Source organism: Halomonas citrativorans (genome assembly GCF_014898005.1).
GTDB lineage: Bacteria > Pseudomonadota > Gammaproteobacteria > Pseudomonadales > Halomonadaceae > Vreelandella > Vreelandella citrativorans.
The window spans coordinates 166420-181689 of record NZ_JABUYX010000004.1; the positions used below are offsets into that span (position 1 = coordinate 166420).

Annotated in this window: 17 protein-coding genes, 1 CRISPR repeat array and 1 riboswitch; of the genes, 8 read left to right on the forward strand and 9 right to left on the reverse strand. The window is 58.0% G+C overall.

From position 1 onward, the window contains the following. Nucleotides 1–20: 20 nt before the first annotated feature. Nucleotides 21–323 carry a hypothetical protein gene (locus INT20_RS07175; protein WP_193056726.1) on the reverse strand — a complete coding sequence of 101 codons (303 nt, stop codon included), beginning with the start codon at nucleotides 321–323 and terminating at the stop codon, nucleotides 21–23. Between INT20_RS07175 and casA the strand changes: the two genes are divergently transcribed. The 7 genes from casA (at nucleotide 257) to cas2e (ending at nucleotide 6516) form a co-directional block, all read left to right on the forward strand. After that, on the forward strand, nucleotides 257–1954 hold the full coding sequence (gene casA, locus INT20_RS07180) for a type I-E CRISPR-associated protein Cse1/CasA (protein ID WP_193056671.1): 1698 nt from the start codon (nucleotides 257–259) through the stop codon (nucleotides 1952–1954). The genes INT20_RS07175 and casA overlap by 67 nt on opposite strands. Continuing rightward, complete coding sequence (gene casB / locus INT20_RS07185) at nucleotides 1951–2637, forward strand: type I-E CRISPR-associated protein Cse2/CasB (protein WP_193056672.1); 687 nt, start codon at nucleotides 1951–1953, stop codon at nucleotides 2635–2637. Before casA ends, casB begins: the two co-directional genes overlap by 4 nt. A gap of 67 nt (nucleotides 2638–2704) precedes the next feature. Then, the gene (cas7e, locus tag INT20_RS07190) at nucleotides 2705–3802 is read left to right on the forward strand and encodes a type I-E CRISPR-associated protein Cas7/Cse4/CasC (protein WP_193056673.1); all 1098 of its coding nucleotides are present in this window, start codon (nucleotides 2705–2707) and stop codon (nucleotides 3800–3802) included. An 11-nt stretch (nucleotides 3803–3813) separates the two neighbouring features. Then, entirely contained in the window at nucleotides 3814–4596 is a 783-nt protein-coding gene (gene cas5e / locus INT20_RS07195) for a type I-E CRISPR-associated protein Cas5/CasD (RefSeq protein WP_193056674.1), read from the forward strand. Beyond that, nucleotides 4596–5294 (forward strand): type I-E CRISPR-associated protein Cas6/Cse3/CasE, encoded by a 699-nt coding sequence (cas6e, locus tag INT20_RS07200; RefSeq protein ID WP_193056675.1) that lies wholly within the window; start codon nucleotides 4596–4598, stop codon nucleotides 5292–5294. Before cas5e ends, cas6e begins: the two co-directional genes overlap by 1 nt. Nucleotides 5295–5297: 3 nt before the next feature. Further along, complete coding sequence (gene cas1e, locus INT20_RS07205; protein WP_193056676.1) at nucleotides 5298–6218, forward strand: type I-E CRISPR-associated endonuclease Cas1e; 921 nt, start codon at nucleotides 5298–5300, stop codon at nucleotides 6216–6218. 1 nt (nucleotide 6219) lies between these two features. Then, the gene (cas2e, locus tag INT20_RS07210) at nucleotides 6220–6516 is read left to right on the forward strand and encodes a type I-E CRISPR-associated endoribonuclease Cas2e (protein WP_193056677.1); all 297 of its coding nucleotides are present in this window, start codon (nucleotides 6220–6222) and stop codon (nucleotides 6514–6516) included. Between the two features lie 110 nt (nucleotides 6517–6626). After that, nucleotides 6627–7818: a CRISPR direct-repeat array (repeat unit 29 nt; unit sequence CCGTTCCCCGCAGGCGCGGGGATGAACCG). A gap of 144 nt (nucleotides 7819–7962) precedes the next feature. Here the strand turns inward: cas2e and INT20_RS07215 are convergent. From INT20_RS07215 to pdxR, 5 genes are all read right to left on the reverse strand, one after another. After that, the gene (locus INT20_RS07215) at nucleotides 7963–8367 is read right to left on the reverse strand and encodes a VOC family protein (RefSeq protein ID WP_193056678.1); all 405 of its coding nucleotides are present in this window, start codon (nucleotides 8365–8367) and stop codon (nucleotides 7963–7965) included. Nucleotides 8368–8405: 38 nt separating this feature from the next. Then, nucleotides 8406–9098, reverse strand: coding sequence for a uracil-DNA glycosylase family protein (locus INT20_RS07220; RefSeq protein WP_193056679.1), 693 nt, complete (start codon nucleotides 9096–9098; stop codon nucleotides 8406–8408). A 31-nt stretch (nucleotides 9099–9129) separates the two neighbouring features. Beyond that, on the reverse strand, nucleotides 9130–9855 hold the full coding sequence (gene pcsA, locus INT20_RS07225; RefSeq protein ID WP_287076878.1) for a phosphatidylcholine synthase: 726 nt from the start codon (nucleotides 9853–9855) through the stop codon (nucleotides 9130–9132). Between the two features lie 181 nt (nucleotides 9856–10036). Then, nucleotides 10037–10645 carry a DNA-3-methyladenine glycosylase I gene (locus INT20_RS07230; protein WP_193056680.1) on the reverse strand — a complete coding sequence of 203 codons (609 nt, stop codon included), beginning with the start codon at nucleotides 10643–10645 and terminating at the stop codon, nucleotides 10037–10039. A gap of 37 nt (nucleotides 10646–10682) precedes the next feature. Continuing rightward, the gene (gene pdxR, locus INT20_RS07235; RefSeq protein WP_193056681.1) at nucleotides 10683–12161 is read right to left on the reverse strand and encodes a MocR-like pyridoxine biosynthesis transcription factor PdxR; all 1479 of its coding nucleotides are present in this window, start codon (nucleotides 12159–12161) and stop codon (nucleotides 10683–10685) included. Nucleotides 12162–12254: 93 nt separating this feature from the next. On the opposite strand from pdxR, the gene INT20_RS07240 reads away from it, so the two are divergent. Beyond that, the gene (locus tag INT20_RS07240; RefSeq protein WP_193056682.1) at nucleotides 12255–12710 is read left to right on the forward strand and encodes a GNAT family N-acetyltransferase; all 456 of its coding nucleotides are present in this window, start codon (nucleotides 12255–12257) and stop codon (nucleotides 12708–12710) included. 79 nt (nucleotides 12711–12789) lie between these two features. On the opposite strand, the gene INT20_RS07245 is transcribed toward INT20_RS07240, so the two are convergent. The 3 genes from INT20_RS07245 to INT20_RS07255 all read right to left on the reverse strand — a co-directional run bounded on the left by INT20_RS07245 (nucleotide 12790) and on the right by INT20_RS07255 (nucleotide 15157). Then, nucleotides 12790–13287 (reverse strand): 6,7-dimethyl-8-ribityllumazine synthase, encoded by a 498-nt coding sequence (locus tag INT20_RS07245; protein ID WP_193056683.1) that lies wholly within the window; start codon nucleotides 13285–13287, stop codon nucleotides 12790–12792. 109 nt (nucleotides 13288–13396) lie between these two features. Further along, nucleotides 13397–13562, reverse strand: a riboswitch (FMN riboswitch). 335 nt (nucleotides 13563–13897) lie between these two features. Then, nucleotides 13898–14746 (reverse strand): ABC transporter substrate-binding protein, encoded by an 849-nt coding sequence (locus INT20_RS07250; RefSeq protein ID WP_193056684.1) that lies wholly within the window; start codon nucleotides 14744–14746, stop codon nucleotides 13898–13900. A 222-nt stretch (nucleotides 14747–14968) separates the two neighbouring features. Next, nucleotides 14969–15157, reverse strand: a complete 189-nt coding sequence (locus INT20_RS07255; RefSeq protein WP_172117904.1) for a YqaE/Pmp3 family membrane protein — start codon at nucleotides 15155–15157, stop codon at nucleotides 14969–14971. Between the last annotated feature and the right edge of the window lie 113 nt (nucleotides 15158–15270).

Consider the following 15270-nt stretch of genomic DNA (forward strand, 5'->3'; position numbering starts at 1 on the left):
GAATTAGAGGAACAATGTAACTATGCCACTAATCTAGAAAAAAAATCACTACAATCATTTTGCGCTAGTAACTTATTTTTTTTCTCGGCTAAGCTGATGGAAATAATTGGCTCGAGGAAGAAAACATGCGTGATTGGATTCGGGATATGTTCTGGAAAATCGATGATTGGGATTGGGCAGGAATTGCGTTGAAATTTGCTGGCGGCGCATGCGTGCAGCTGTTCAGGACGATTTTTTTTCAAAAGAAGGATAATAAATGAACCTGCTGATATCGAAATGGCTGCCCTTTCGTCATCAAGGCGGCCGAATTGAATACCGGCCACCCTCGGCTCTCGCCGACCCGAACGTGCTCGATCTGGCACTCCCCCGCGCCGACTTCCAGGGTGCGGCTTGGCAATTCCTGATCGCGCTGCTGCAGACGGCGATGACGCCCAGAAATACTGATGCCTGGCTGGATCGTTATCAGAAGCCGCCCAGCGTAGCTGAGCTTGACGATCTGCTGGTTCCCTTTGCTTCCGCCTTCGAGCTTGATGGCGAGGGCCCGCGCTTCATGCAGGACCTGGACCCGCTGGACGACGTCAAGGACGCGCCGGTCGCGGGCCTTTTGATCGATTCCCCCGGCGCCAACGGCATCAAGAACAACACCGACTTCTTCGTCAAACGCGGCCGGGTGGAGACTGCTTGCCCGGAGTGCGCGGCGCTGGCGCTTTATACCATGCAGATCAACGCGCCCGCCGGTGGCGCGGGCATTCGCGTAGGCCTGCGTGGCGGCGGGCCGCTAACCACGCTGATTCTGCCGGAAGACGAAAGCAAACCGCTGTGGGCGCGGCTTTGGCCCAACGTCATGCCCGCGGATGCGGTGGGCCAGCCGGGGCAGACATGGCGCGCGCCTGAAGCCTGCGATAGCGATCTGTTCTTCTGGATGAAGGATACCCGCGTCAGCGACAAGAAAGGCACCGAGGTTTTGCCCGAGCAGGTGCACCCCTTGCACGCTTTTTGGTCGATGCCCAGGCGCTATAGGCTGCTATTCGACGACACGCCGGGCGAGTGCGACCTTTGCGGCCGCGAGGCGACGCACCCGGTGCGCCACCTGCGCGCCAAAAAGCAGGGCGCCAACTATGATGGCCCCTGGCGCCACCCGCTCACACCTTATCGCCGCCTTAATCCTAAAAAGCTCGATGAGCTACCGCTTTCCAGCAAGGGCCAGCCCGGGGGGCTTGGCTACCGTCACTGGCCGGGATTGGTGCTGGAAGATGAAGCCGTGAGCGGCGCGCTGCCCGCGCGCGTGGTCACTCACCACCTGCAAAAGTATCGCCAAGTGGAGGCTGCGCGAGAAGACGGCGAAGCATTCGAGGCATTGTTCAAACATGCCCGGCTCTGGGTGTTCGGCTATGACATGGACAACATGAAGCCGCGCGGTTGGTACAGCGTGGAAATGCCGCTGGTGGGCGTGCCCGAAGCGCATCAGGAAACGCTGCGCGGTTGGGCCAAGCGCTTCGTCGATCTGGCCTCGGATATCAGTTGGACGCTGCGCAATCAGCTCAAGCGCGCCTGGTTCAAGCGCCCGGAAGATGCCAAGGGCGATATGAGCCAGATCGATGCTCAGTTTTTCGAGGCAACCGAGCTTGCCTTTTTCACCGCCCTGCGCGAGATGGGCGAGGCGCTGCGCGATGAAACGGCGACGCCGACGCTCACGCCTGAGACTCATCGCCAGTGGTACCTAGCGCTCAAGCGTGAAGCAGTGGCGCTGTTCGATGCCCAAGCCATCAGCGGCCCGCTGGAAGGCATGAAGATGCAGCAGCTCGAACGCATCACCAGCGCGCGGCGCTACCTTCTGGCGTACCTGAACGGCAGTGGCAAGAAAGTCGGCAAGACGATACAGGCATTTGCCGACGTCGGTGGTTTCGATCTGAAGGCGCCCAAGATTGAACGTAATGAGGAGAGTACCGCATGAGTGAGGTAGAAAAAACGCCGTCGCAAGCGCCAGAAGAGAAGGCCATAAAAGGCGATGCGGTAGAAGGTTACTGCTACGCGCTTACCTCTAATGAGGCCTATGTGCTGCGTCGCTGGTGGCAGCGGCTGACGCTCGACCCTCCTGCGTTGAAAAAGATCACCGAGGCACCGAGCTATCCGCGCGCCGTACGCGCCGTACTGCGCCGCTGCGATACCATCGAATCTGCCATGCTGACCGAGGCGTTCCGCCATCTTTGGCAGGCGCTCGAATCGAAGGCCTGGCAGGAGACTCCGCCCAAAACGTCACGTGCTCAGCGCATCGAAACCTGGGCGGTCATCGCCGCCGTCGCGAGCGAGCTGCGCGCCGAGACATTCGATGCCCCGCTGGGCAAACGCCTGGGCGAGAAGCGCCCCAGTACCGGTGATACCCCGCGAATGAGTGATCTGCGCTTTCAGCAGCTGCTTGATTGCCATACCTCAGAAGAGCTGATTCGCCGCTTTCGCCGCGCGCTCAAACTGGCAGGCAATGAGGCCGTCAGCGTGGTTCGCCTGGCCGATATGGTCGCGCTCTGGGATCGCGAGCAGCGCGGCCAGTACCGCGCCGAGGCCACTCAGCGTTTCGCCTTTGTCATGAGCGACGCCTACTTTCAGGCGCGCGCTCGGAAACCGGCCGAGGGCGACTGAACGGCGGCCGCTACCTGACAACAGTCACTTTTCACTATTCAGCACACTTTTATTCGGGAAACTTGCCATGAGCCACTTTATCCAGCTTCACCTGTTGACCTCCTACCCGCCCTCCAACCTTAACCGCGACGACCTGGGCCGTCCCAAAACGGCTTTCATGGGCGGCGCGCGGCGGCTGCGCATCTCTTCGCAAAGCCTCAAGCGCAACTGGCGCACCTCCGAGCTGTTCGAATCGGCGGTCGACGGCCACAAGGGCACGCGTACCAAGCGCCTGGGCAAGCAGCTGTATGAACGTATGAAAAAAGCAAATGCTGACGACAAAACCGCTGAAAATAGTGTAAAGCAGATCGTTGCTGTTTTTGGGAAGGCGAGCGGCAAAGAAAGTCATGGATATGAGACCGAGCAGCTAGTCCATATTGGTCCCGAGGAATTAGCAGCTTTAGAAAAATTGGTAGATGTGCTGGGAAGCGAGAATCGCTTACCAAATGAAAAAGAAATTATTGAGGTTCTTGCAAGACGCCCGACGGCTGTTGATATCGCTCTGTTTGGACGCATGCTAACCGGCGATAAAAACAAGATTTCCCAATTTAGTGTCGAAGCCGCCTGCCAGGTGGCCCACGCCATCACCGTCCACGCCGCCGAAGTCGAGGACGACTACTTCACCGCCGTCGATGACCTCAATAGCGGCGACAGCGACCGCGGGGCAGCGCATATCGGCGAGGCCGGGTTCGCCGCCGGGCTGTTCTACCTCTACCTCTGTATCGACCGGGATCTGCTGGTCGAGAACCTCCAAGGCAATACAGAGCTGGCCGACCGCGCTATCGGCGCACTGGTGGAATCCGCCGTCAAGATCTCGCCCAAGGGTAAGCAGAACAGCTACGGCTCTCGCGCCCACGCCAGCTACGTCTTGGCCGAAAAGGGCGATCAGCAACCGCGCTCACTGTCAGCGTCTTTCCTGCAACCGATCAATGGCGAAGCGCAGGCTGTCAGCGCCATCAACAAACTAGAAACCCAAGCCCAGGCGTTCGATGACGCTTACGGTGCGGGGGCAGATCGTCGCTTTATCCTCTCGGCGACGCCGGAATATAACAGCACCAAGTTGGAAGGCAATGTCGTCAAAGGCAGCCTCCAAGAGCTGCTGACCTTCCTCAAGGGCGACGACTAAGCGGAGGCGATATGCCACACCATCTGGTTTTTCGCCTCTATGCGCCCATGGCGAGCTGGGGCGAGGCCGCCGTTGGCGAGACGCGGCCGACGGCCACCTACCCAAGCCGTAGCGCCATTCTGGGGCTGATCGGGGCGGCGCTGGGTATCAAACGCGACGACGATGACGGTCAGCGCCGCCTGCGCGAAGGCCTTCAGGTAGCGGTCAAGCAGCGCTCGCCGGGGCTTTTAATGCGCGATTATCACACCGTGCAGATGCCTTCTTCGCAATCAAAGGTAACCCACCGCACCCGCCGCGAGGAGTTGGCGGTGCCTAAAGAAGCGCTCAATACCATTCTCTCCTCAAGAGACTACCGCTGCGATGGACTGTGGAGCGTGGCGGTGCGTCTCACCGCTAACGCCCTCTGGTCGCTCGATGAGCTCAAGGCGGCGCTAGAAAAACCCCGTTTTCCGCTCTATCTCGGCCGCAAGGCGTGCCCCTTAGCCGCGCCTTTGTTACCCACAGTGGTCGAGGCCAGCCACTGGCGCCAGGCGCTGGATCACCGCTTTGAAAGCGCATTGGATCCTGAGCGCACCTGGCTTGCGATGGTCGGTAACGAGAAGAAGGATCAGCAACTATTGTGCCTGCCCGAGCAAGTGCTTTACGCCTGGGAAGGCGATGCCGATGCACTCGATGGCAGCGATACAGCCAACGAATCTAGCGAGGTATGGGACGAGCCGCTACACCGCCGTCGCTGGCAGTTCGGCCCTCGCCTGGAAAACCGGCGCATCGAAACGCTGAAAGGAGAGCGCTAATGTATCTTTCAAGTGTCAGGCTGGATCTCAACTGTCTTAACCGCGCCGAGCTTTTCGACGTGCTGGAAGGCGGCGCCTATACCGCCCACCAATTGCTCTGGCGGCTGTTTCCCGATGTGCCCCCAGGCGAGCGGCCGTTCATCTTTCGTCAGGAAATGGAAGAAGACGCCAATGGCAAGAGTGCCGGGCTGCCGCGCTTTTATGTCTATTCGACCCAAGCTCCGGAAACCATGGATGGGTTTGAGGTGCAGTGCAAGGCGTTCTCGCCTCAGCTCGTTGCAGGTGAACGACTGGCCTTTCGTCTGCGTGCTAACCCTACCATCGCAAAACCGGTGGGCGAGGGCCGTCGCTCTCGCCGCGCCGATGTGTTGATGGATGCGCGCTACCCCTTCCCCAAAGGGGAGCGCACGAGCCAGGTCTGCGTCGAGGCGATGGACGCTGCGGCGCGCCAGTGGCTCAAAAGCCGTGCTGAAAGCTTCGGTTTCACGCTGCCGGTCAAGCCAGAAGTAGGTGCTTATCGCCAGCACGCGCTGAGCAAGAAAGAGGGCGGGCAACCTATCCGCTACTCTAGCGTGGATTACGAAGGCCTGTTGGAGGTGGTCGATCCCGAGCGTCTCGGTCACGCTCTGCAGCAAGGCATCGGCCGCGCTAGGGCATTTGGCTGCGGAATGCTGCTGCTACGTCGCGTACCGGAGTGACTCATGAGCTTCATTCCCCTCAAGCCTATCCCCCTCAAGGACCGCATGTCGATGATCTTCGTCGGCATGGGCCAGATCGACGTGCGCGACGGCGCGTTCGTCGTCATCGACGAGGTCAACGGCGAGCGTATGCACATCCCGGTGGGCTCGGTGGCCTGCCTGCTTTTGGAACCCGGCACGCGGGTCTCGCATGCGGCGGTCAAACTGGCCGCCACGGTGGGCACGCTGCTGATTTGGGTGGGCGATGCGGGCGTGCGGCTTTACAGCGCCGGGCAGCCAGGTGGCGCGCGCTCGGATAAGCTGCTCTATCAGGCCCAGCTAGCACTTGACGAAAGCCTGCGGCTCAAGGTCGTTCGCAAGATGTTCGAGCTGCGCTTTGGCGAGGAGCCACCTTCTCGGCGCAGTGTCGAACAGCTGCGCGGCATAGAAGGCGCACGGGTACGCAAGACCTACCAAGTGCTGGCCAAACAGCACGGCCTGAAATGGCAGGGGCGGCGCTACGATCCGAAGCAGTGGGACTCTGCCGATGTGGCCAACCAGTGCCTCTCGGCCGCCACCGCCTGCCTCTACGGCATTACCGAAGCAGCGATTCTGGCCGCGGGCTACGCCCCGGCTATTGGCTTTCTGCATACCGGCAAGCCATTGAGCTTCGTCTACGACATCGCGGATATCGTCAAATTCGAAACCGTGGTTCCGGCGGCGTTTCGTATCGCGGCCAAGAACCCGCCGATGCCGGAGCGCGAGGTACGCATTGCCTGCCGCGACGCCTTCAAGCAGACCCGGCTGCTCCAGCGCATCATTCCCATGATCGAAGAGGTGTTGGCAGCGGGCGAGATCGAACCGCCACCAACCCCGGCTGATGCCGTGCCGCCGGCCATCCCCGAGCCGGCATCAATAGGCGATAGCGGCCACAGGAGTCATTAACATGGCCATGCTCGTCGTCGTCACCGAAGCCGTGCCACCCCGCTTGCGTGGGCGGCTCGCCGTCTGGCTGCTGGAGATTCGCGCCGGTGTCTATGTGGGGGATGTCAGTAAGCGTATCCGCGAAATGATCTGGGAGCAGATCGAGGTATTGGCCGAGGAGGGCGGCAACGTCGCCATGGCTTGGGCCAGCAACCACGAATCCGGTTTCGAGTTTCAAACCTTCGGCGATAACCGCCGCGTCCCCATTGACCATGACGGACTACGCTTGGTGCGTTTTTTGCCGCCTAAGGATAAGTGACTGTTTTTAATGCTCTTTAATAATATAGAGCTGTTCAAAAAATGATCAAAATCGCCGGTAGATTTTCTGCTGGCGATTTTTCTTTTTGAAAACAATTGACTACAATTAGACCGTTCCCCGCAGGCGCGGGGATGAACCGAACTGGCTGTTACTGGCAGCCTCAGTTATGCGCCGTTCCCCGCAGGCGCGGGGATGAACCTAAGCGCCTCAGCGCTACCGGCGTTTTCTACGCCCGTTCCCCGCAGGCGCGGGGATGAACCGCGGCGGTTGAACTGTCGGTATACGGTGCCGGTCCGTTCCCCGCAGGCGCGGGGATGAACCGCCCGACGGCACGCGCACGCTGATTATTGAGCCCCGTTCCCCGCAGGCGCGGGGATGAACCGCAGAGATTTTGCAATGAATGCAGCAGTTGATGTCCGTTCCCCGCAGGCGCGGGGATGAACCGATTACCGGCATTATCTTGAATTTTTTCTAGGCCCCGTTCCCCGCAGGCGCGGGGATGAACCGGTGGTGGGTGGTGATGGCACGGTTAAGGACTGCCGTTCCCCGCAGGCGCGGGGATGAACCGGGCGCTGGCGTTGCTACGCGCGGCTTGCAAACCCGTTCCCCGCAGGCGCGGGGATGAACCGAGCGCATATACTCGCTAGTGTCCCTGAATTGGCCCGTTCCCCGCAGGCGCGGGGATGAACCGGCGACCGATAGCGCCATTGCCAATATAGCGTCCCGTTCCCCGCAGGCGCGGGGATGAACCGATGACTATGGGGCCAAACCCTAATGGTTTTAGCCGTTCCCCGCAGGCGCGGGGATGAACCGAGATTCAGCTAACTCGGGAGCTGTGATCTTCTCCGTTCCCCGCAGGCGCGGGGATGAACCGGTCTTACGCCGGGGATTCCTGACACCTTTGTACCGTTCCCCGCAGGCGCGGGGATGAACCGTACCTAGAGCCTATACTGAACGGAAAATCCAAACCGTTCCCCGCAGGCGCGGGGATGAACCGACCTGCAATCGGTCACAAACATTGATTGGGGGCCGTTCCCCGCAGGCGCGGGGATGAACCGCTGTACCGCTTGGCCTACCATCGTGAGCGCATCCGTTCCCCGCAGGCGCGGGGATGAACCGCGCCTCTTTATGCCGATAATACGCGGCCATGTCCGTTCCCCGCAGGCGCGGGGATGAACCGAATACGACCGCTTACTGGCTGCCGAGGCCAAGCCGTTCCCCGCAGGCGCGGGGATGAACCTGTTTTTTTAAAAGTCTATGATTTTGTTGAGAGCCGTTCCCCGCAGGCGCGGGGATGAACTCAAGTCCTGAACGTCCTAATGGCTCATGGAGATATGTTCCTCACTGGCATGGGGATGAACCAAACTCAAGATAAGACGGATAATGTTGAATTTATCTTTTATCCACTCCCCGCAGGCGCGGGGGATGAACCTCTGGGCTAGTAACTCACGTCAGATCCATAAAGGGGTTGTAGGCGACTTCCCAGTAGTGGCCTTCCGGGTCGCGAAAATAACCGGAGTAACCGCCCCAGAACACTTCTTCTGCTGGTTTGATTAGCTCGGCGCCTGCGGCAACCGCTTGTTGAAGCACTTGGTCAACGGCCTCTTGGCTGGCGACGTTGTGGGCCAGCGTGATACCGCTGAAACCACCTTTTGAGTCGTCGGCAATGCCGATATCCTTAGCCAATGACGTTCTGGGAAAGAGCGATAGCCAGGCGCCTTCCATCTTGAAAAAGGCCACCTCGTCGCTGTCTGTCTCGTGTTCTGGCAGTCCCAGGCCGTCCCGATAGAACTGGATGGCGCGCTTTAGGTCATGCACACCGAGGGTAATCAGGCTGATCTTGGGTTTCATAGCGGTGCCCTTTAGATGTTGTTTTAAATAGGCCGCTGTCACAGGGTGAGGTTGTCTTGGCGCACGTCCAGCTGTTCCAGGCGCTGTTTCAAGAGGCCCGGAAAACGCGCATACCAGGTCTGATTGAGCGGCGAGGGGTGCGGCAGCGGGTAGAGCGTAAAGGTTTGCGCTGCGCCCTTGTCATCTTCTAGTGTCACCTCGATGCTACTCTCAAAGCGGTCCTCTTGCTTCCAGAAGGCTTCCAGGCGCGCACGCTCCTCTTTTGAGCGGCCGATACCGAACCACAGGAACGCTTCTCGGCCCAGCGTAATCAGCGTTCGTCCTTCCCAGCGCGATATCAGCACTTCGTTCATTAAACCGTGAAAGTGACGCTTAACCTTCATCGACCACGCCTTGTTGCCTAGGGGCTTGTAGGGCACGGTATTGATCCAGAAAAAGTGCTCGCCCACGGCTTTTGATGCCTCAAAATCCGGCATCGTCTCGCCGTAGAGCTGCTCATAAAGCGCTTTTCTGACCAACTGACCACCGGCACCGATAAACGGCTCGCCGTGACGCACCTCGTCGCGACCTGGGTCGCGGCCAAAAAAGCCGATGCGCAGGTTCGGCTTGCCAAGGCCGATGATCGGCGCCAATGGGTCGCGCCCAAAACGCTCGTAGACCTCGACATCAATTCCTTCGATGTCTGCCGCCAGGGCTCTGAATTTCTTCTCCTGAGTCGGGGTTAGCGACATCGTGCTACCTCCTTGTTAACCAATGTCGGGTTCAGACGAACCACTCCTGGGCTGTCCGCCATAAGCACATGCCAAAAAAGTAGACCGAGGCGACGCCCCATCCCCATAGTGCCCAAACGGCATGCTCAGTGCTTGGGAGAATAAGAAGCGTTGCACAGAGGCACCACAACAACGTAACGGCGATATTAAGCGGCATAAATTTGCGCACCCGGAAGGGGTGCAGGAACTTCATGCGGGTCACGGTGAGAATGGCCAGGACGATGATGGCGGCAAAGGTAAGCCAAGGCGGGAAGTCGAGAATGTAGAAATAGGCCGCAGCGATATTCCAGGCGGCCGGAAAGCCAACAAAATAGTTATCCTGGCTTTTCATATTGGTGTTGCAGAAACAGAACATCGACGAAAGCAGGATAATAAACACCGCCAGCAGTGAAAAACCGGTCGGCAAATCGATAAAGTAGTAGATAAACAGGGCGGGAATAAACGCCCAGGTAAGGTAATCAATGACCATATCCAGTGTTGAGCCATCGAAGTGCGGCAGGATGGTTTTCACTTCATACTTGCGCGCCAACGTGCCGTCGAAGCCATCTACCATCATCGCCGCCCCCAGCCAGAGCAGGCAAGCCACCGGATTGTCGTCGATCAAAGCGAATAGCGCCATGACGCCCAGTAGTACGCCGCTAGCGGTGAGAGCATGTACGCTCCATGCTTTGCATCGCGATGCGTGAGAGTCTGCTTGCGAAGAGAGCGGTTGAGCCACATTAAACCCCGTTGAGAACGTTATGTTCTGCTGCTGTTTGGTGTATAGATAAGCGTGTCAGTCGATACACTACTACAAGAAGGCATACCGAGAATACGCAGGCCGTTGAGCTGCTCTAAGCATGGCCGTTTCTGACGCCGTCCGCCAGGCGACTGTTGGCGTCCTAACGTATGTAGAAGCCCTAGACGGGCCGCTGAAACTGCAAGCGTGCCTGCTCTACGCGTTCACGTGTTACGCAGGTCAGCGAATGGTCATTGAGCAGCCCCATCGCCTGCATCAACGCAAAGGCCGTAGTGGGGCCTATAAATTTCCAGCCGCGTTTCTTCAGCGCTTTGGAGAGCGCGATGGATTCAGGCGAGACGGTCTGGGTTTGCGGCGCTTTTAACGCATCATGTGCTGGCTCGAAGCGCCAGAAGAATGCCGCCAGCGAACCTTCCTGTATGACTAATTCCTGTGCCCGTTGCGCGTTATTGATCGCCGCCTCAATTTTGCCGCGATGGCGAATAATGCCCGCGTCTTGCAGTAATCGCTCCACATCACACTCATCAAAACGCGCGACCTGATGAAAATCGAAGTGATGAAAGGCCGCGCGAAAGTTCTCGCGCTTGTTGAGAATCGTCCGCCAGCTCAAGCCGGACTGAAAGCTCTCCAGGCAGAGCTTTTCAAACAGGCGCTGATCGTTATCAACCGGAAAGCCCCACTCGTTATCGTGGTAGGGCAGAAACTCCGGTGCACCGCCGCACCAGTAGCAGCGGGCGTGCCCATCGGGGGCGATAAATTCGTTCGCCATAGTGATTCCCCTGTTTTAGTTATAAAAATGTCAGAATTTATAACGATGTTAGATTTAGCCATGCGTGGCTGAGCCAGCGGCCCGCACGTAGTAGCTCATCCTCCGTCGCACCCGCATAGCCCAGCACAAGCCCCGCACGCTGAGGTTTCCCCAGATAGTACCGGGAGAGTGGGGGGAGCGTAATGTGTGCCTGTTGGGCCAGCTCAACCAGGCGCGTTTCCTGATTTAAAGTATCCAACTCGGCGACCAGATGCATCCCCGCATGGCCTGAGGAGAGCTTTAAACCGGCGTCAATAGCAGGGGCCAGTGCACGGCGCAGGCAGGCTTGGCGCTGGCGATAGCCCATGCGCATTCGGGCGATATGGCGTGAAAAGTCACCTTTGGCAATGAACTCAGCAAGCGCCGACTGAATGGGATAGTTGCCTTCGCGGTGCAGGCGAGCGTGAGCCAACCGAAACGTATCGGCCAACGCCTCGGGCAGCACGATATAACCCAGCCTAAGCCCTGGATAGAGCACCTTGCTGAACGTGCCGATATAGATGACCGACGCCTGTTCCGATAAACCTTGAAGCGACGGCGTGGGCGGCGTGTCGTAGCGAAACTCGCTGTCGTAGTCATCCTCAACAACCCAGGCGCCGTGCCTGGCGGCGTGTTCGAGTAATGCCAAGCGTCGTGGAACCGGCATGGTAACGCCGCTCGGGTATTGGTGGGAGGGCGTCACGTAGATCAACCGCGGCGAAGGCGTATTAGCTGGACAAAGCAACGGATTTAGTCCCTCTTCATCCACCGGGACAGGGATAATGTTCAGTCCCGCTGCCAAAAAGCAGGTTTGCGCGCCGCCGTAGCCGGGTTCTTCCATCCACACTGTGTCGCCGCTATCGGTCAGCAGCTGGGCCACCAGCTCGAACGCCTGCTGCGCGCCTTGCGTGATCACAATCTGCTCAGGGTGACAGCGCACTGCGCGGGAAAGCGTCAGGTAATCACCCAATGCCTCTTTCAGCGCGGGCAAGCCGCCATGCGTTTGATAGGAAAGCCATGCCGTATCGGCCTGGCGATAGTGGCGCCTTAAAAGGCGTTGCCACTGAGCGTGGGGGAACAGATCCAGCCCCGGCACGCCCGGCGCAAACGCTTGATAGTGCTGGCTTAGCGTGCCGCAGCGGTCAATCAGCGCCTGCCCACGTGTTGAGTAGCTAAACGCCGCTTCCAAAAGTGGCTTGGGATGAGTCGGAAGCGTAGGCAAGTTGGCCACATACATGCCCGCGCCCCGCCGAGAAACCACTAGCCCCTCGGCTAGCAGGCGGTCCATTGCCGCTAATACGGTATTACGGCTGATACCCAAGCCGCGCGCTAGGTGCCGTGAAGAGGGCAAATGACTCCCGGCGGCCAGTTCGCCGTGTTGAATCCAACGGCGCAACGCGCTGTAAAGCTGATGTACCAGCGTGGTGGTCTCTTGGGTGCCAATCTGTAGCGCCAAGGCATCAATAAGCCATTCACTCGACGGCGTTCGCTGCTTCACTGGTTCCCTCGCTATTTAATAAACTGGTCCTTCACCAAGAGCCACTATAACGAGAGACTTGCCTATTCCCACCTCTTTTTAAGGAGCGCCACTGTGAATAATGTTCGGGCTGCCGTACTTGATGACTTGGACGCGCTTAGCGTGCTGCTGGATGACTATCGCCAGTTTTATCAGCAACAAAGCGACCTAAAGGGCGCCCGCTACTTTTTAAATCAGCGCTTTGGGTTGGGCGACTCGTTCATTCTGGTGAGTGAAGAGGCGCAGGGAACAATCAGCGGTTTTGTGCAGCTTTTTCCCGGCTTATCGACGGTAGGCATGAATGCACGATGGACGTTGAACGATCTTTACGTGCTGCCTGAGTATCGCCGCCAAGGCGTAGGCCGGGCGCTAATGAGCGCCGCCGCCGATTTGGCCCAGGACCACGGCGTCGCAAGGCTGGTACTGATGACGCAGGTGGAGAACAAGCGCGCGCAGCACCTGTATGAAACGCTTGGCTGGCAGCGCAACACGGCGTTTTATAGCTATCTGCTGGATGTGAATGAGGCGTGAGTAGAGCAGGAGAATCAAGCAGAGAATTACGTTCGCTGATGGGGCTCTTGGCCCGGCATTCGCCGGGCCAGGATAGTGCTTACGCGTCGCTAAGTTTGCGTGCGCGGTGCAGATTTTCCATGGTGTTCAGGCACGCACTGGCGGCTTCCTTACCTTTGGTCAGGAAGTGCTGGAAATAAAAGTCGTGATGAGTGCTGTGCTCATGGAAATGGTGCGGCGTGAGCACCACCGAAATGACTGGCACTTGGGTGTCGAGCTGGACGCGCATCATGCCGTCGATGACCGCGTGAGCGACGAAGTCGTGGCGATAGATGCCGCCATCTACCACAAAGCCAGCACCGACAATCGAGCCATAGCGGCCGCTTTCAGCCAGTACCTTGGCTTGCAGCGGAATTTCATAGGCGCCTGAAACGGTAAACGTATCCACCTGGTCAGCAGATAAACCGTTGCGCTCCACTTCCTCAATAAATGCCTGGTAGGCCTGGCCGACGATATCGTTGTGCCAATGGCCCTGGATAAACGCAATGCGCTGGGACGTGGTATGTGAGGAGAGTGTTAAAGGAAAGGTCTGATTCATGGTCATTCTCTTGGATAAGTGGTACCAGAATCAGGGCATTCGGCATCCGCCATAGGCATAACGTACGCCTCCAGGGGGCTTTCACCGTGGAATAACGCCGTTGAATGGATGCCGTTCTCTTTCATCCGGACTATCACCGTCGGCTTCGGTTTCTCACCGAATCTGCTGACCTCTCACGGGCAGACCAGTGAGAGCGCTCGCGGGCTTAGGCCGCTTTCGTTAGGAAAGGTACCATCACCGCCGGTGGGGACTTTCACCCCGCCCTGAGAACATTGCTGCATAGCAGCCTACCTATCTTACGCCGATTGTGAATGCGCAGCTAGAGGCCAAGTAAAACCTTATCGAGCGTGCTGCTTAATCGACCCAATCGGCATTTACCAGTTCGGTAAGCCGTTTGGGACAGGCACTATTGGAGGAGCTTGCGGCGGCAGTGCTTCGTTATACGCCAAAAGCGACTCATCACAATAAATGGGCACGTTGGTCGCCAAACCAACGGACATACGCCGCCCGGGTGACTGGTGCGCTCCATTGTATACGTTAAGCATTGATACCTAATGAAAAGCCCCCGGTCTAGCGACACGGGGGCTTGGTCATGCATCGTGGTAGACGCTTATAGCGCTTCAACGACCTCATCAACTTGCAGTTTCAGGCTCTGCAGGCCGCCGCCTGATAAGTACCAAAGGGCCGGGGGCAGTACGACCAGGCGTGTATCCGGTGTGCCCGCGTCTGCTAGCGCTTGCGTTAACGCATCGGTATCAGCGGCGTCGTTACCAATGGCGGCGCTGCGGTCAACCACCAGCAATACGTCGGGTTGGATTTCACCAATGGCATCCATCGTCAGCGGCGTAAAGGTGCGGCTACCGCGCGTTATGCTGGTAACACTATCTGGCATTTCTAATGTGTTGATACCCAGTACGTCATGGACGACCGGATGGGTGTTCAACCCTAGGTTGCCGTCATTGGAGGTAACCACCAGTACGCGCAACGCTTCATCCAGCGCTTGGCGGTGGTTTTCAATATCGGTGTGCAGCTCTTTTAGTGCTTCTTCAGCGCGCTCTTCAACACCGGCATGGCTGGCAAGCTGGCGCACGTTGTCGTCAAAGGCTACCAAGTAATCATCGCCCTGTAGGCTGGTATTGAGCACCGGGGCGATCTCTTCGAACTCCGCTTCCCACTCGCCTTGACGGCCAGTGTAAAGGATAAGGCTGGGCTCGCTTGCGGCAACGGCTTCAAGGTCAGGAGAGCGTAAGCCGCCAAGGTCGGTATACGCGTCGTCGTTATAGGTTGACAGGTAGTCGGGCAGAATCTGTTTGGGAATCCCCACGATTTGGTCACTAACACCCAGTGCATCCAGCGTATCCAGGCTGCCTAAATCAAAGGTGGCAATACGTTCCTGGGCATGAGCAACAGAGCTAACCGCTGTGACAAGCAGTGTTGTGACGAGAACCTTGGGCTTCATGGGTATTCCTTTTATGAGAAAAAGTTTTATATGAGACTATTTCTCATATTGGCAAAAAAATGAGGCGCTGTCGTTACCGTGTTATGGAACAGGGCGTTTCACTTTTTCGTTTTGGTGGGACTATCGAGGATTGGCGTTGTCAGAAGGGGAGCACGTATATGGGCGTTATAAAGCACTATCCCGCCTTACTGGGCGGGATAGTTAAGGTGCTGGGCAGGAGGACTATCTGCCGGAAGCGTTACGAATCTTTTTATCGGTTTGATATTGGCTCAGCGCATAGACAGACCAGATCGCCGCGGGCACCCAGCCAATGATAGTAAGCTGGAGTACCAGGCAGATAAGCCCGGCAAAAGGGCGACCGATGGTAAAGAACTGAAGCCACGGCAGTAGCAGGGCGAGTAGCAGACGCATGTCATTCTCTCCTTGATCTAAACAGCGAAAGGTTAAGTAACCGATGGCACATTATTGCAGATTGGCTGTTGCTACGCATATTCATTACACCACCGCTGCCAACATTAACCTGC

Bases quoted from the DNA above. Each gene is read 5' to 3' on its own strand.
- INT20_RS07220 (WP_193056679.1), bottom strand. From the start codon at position 9,098: ATGTCGCTAACCCCGACTCAGGAGAAGAAATTCAGAGCCCTGGCGGCA.
- INT20_RS07245 (WP_193056683.1), bottom strand. From the start codon at position 13,287: ATGAATCAGACCTTTCCTTTAACACTCTCCTCACATACCACGTCCCAG.
- INT20_RS07230 (WP_193056680.1), bottom strand. From the start codon at position 10,645: ATGGCGAACGAATTTATCGCCCCCGATGGGCACGCCCGCTGCTACTGG.
- INT20_RS07255 (WP_172117904.1), bottom strand. From the start codon at position 15,157: ATGCGTCTGCTACTCGCCCTGCTACTGCCGTGGCTTCAGTTCTTTACC.
- casA (WP_193056671.1), top strand. From the start codon at position 257: ATGAACCTGCTGATATCGAAATGGCTGCCCTTTCGTCATCAAGGCGGC.
- INT20_RS07250 (WP_193056684.1), bottom strand. From the start codon at position 14,746: ATGAAGCCCAAGGTTCTCGTCACAACACTGCTTGTCACAGCGGTTAGC.
- cas7e (WP_193056673.1), top strand. From the start codon at position 2,705: ATGAGCCACTTTATCCAGCTTCACCTGTTGACCTCCTACCCGCCCTCC.
- INT20_RS07215 (WP_193056678.1), bottom strand. From the start codon at position 8,367: ATGAAACCCAAGATCAGCCTGATTACCCTCGGTGTGCATGACCTAAAG.
- casB (WP_193056672.1), top strand. From the start codon at position 1,951: ATGAGTGAGGTAGAAAAAACGCCGTCGCAAGCGCCAGAAGAGAAGGCC.
- cas6e (WP_193056675.1), top strand. From the start codon at position 4,596: ATGTATCTTTCAAGTGTCAGGCTGGATCTCAACTGTCTTAACCGCGCC.
- cas2e (WP_193056677.1), top strand. From the start codon at position 6,220: ATGGCCATGCTCGTCGTCGTCACCGAAGCCGTGCCACCCCGCTTGCGT.
- cas1e (WP_193056676.1), top strand. From the start codon at position 5,298: ATGAGCTTCATTCCCCTCAAGCCTATCCCCCTCAAGGACCGCATGTCG.
- cas5e (WP_193056674.1), top strand. From the start codon at position 3,814: ATGCCACACCATCTGGTTTTTCGCCTCTATGCGCCCATGGCGAGCTGG.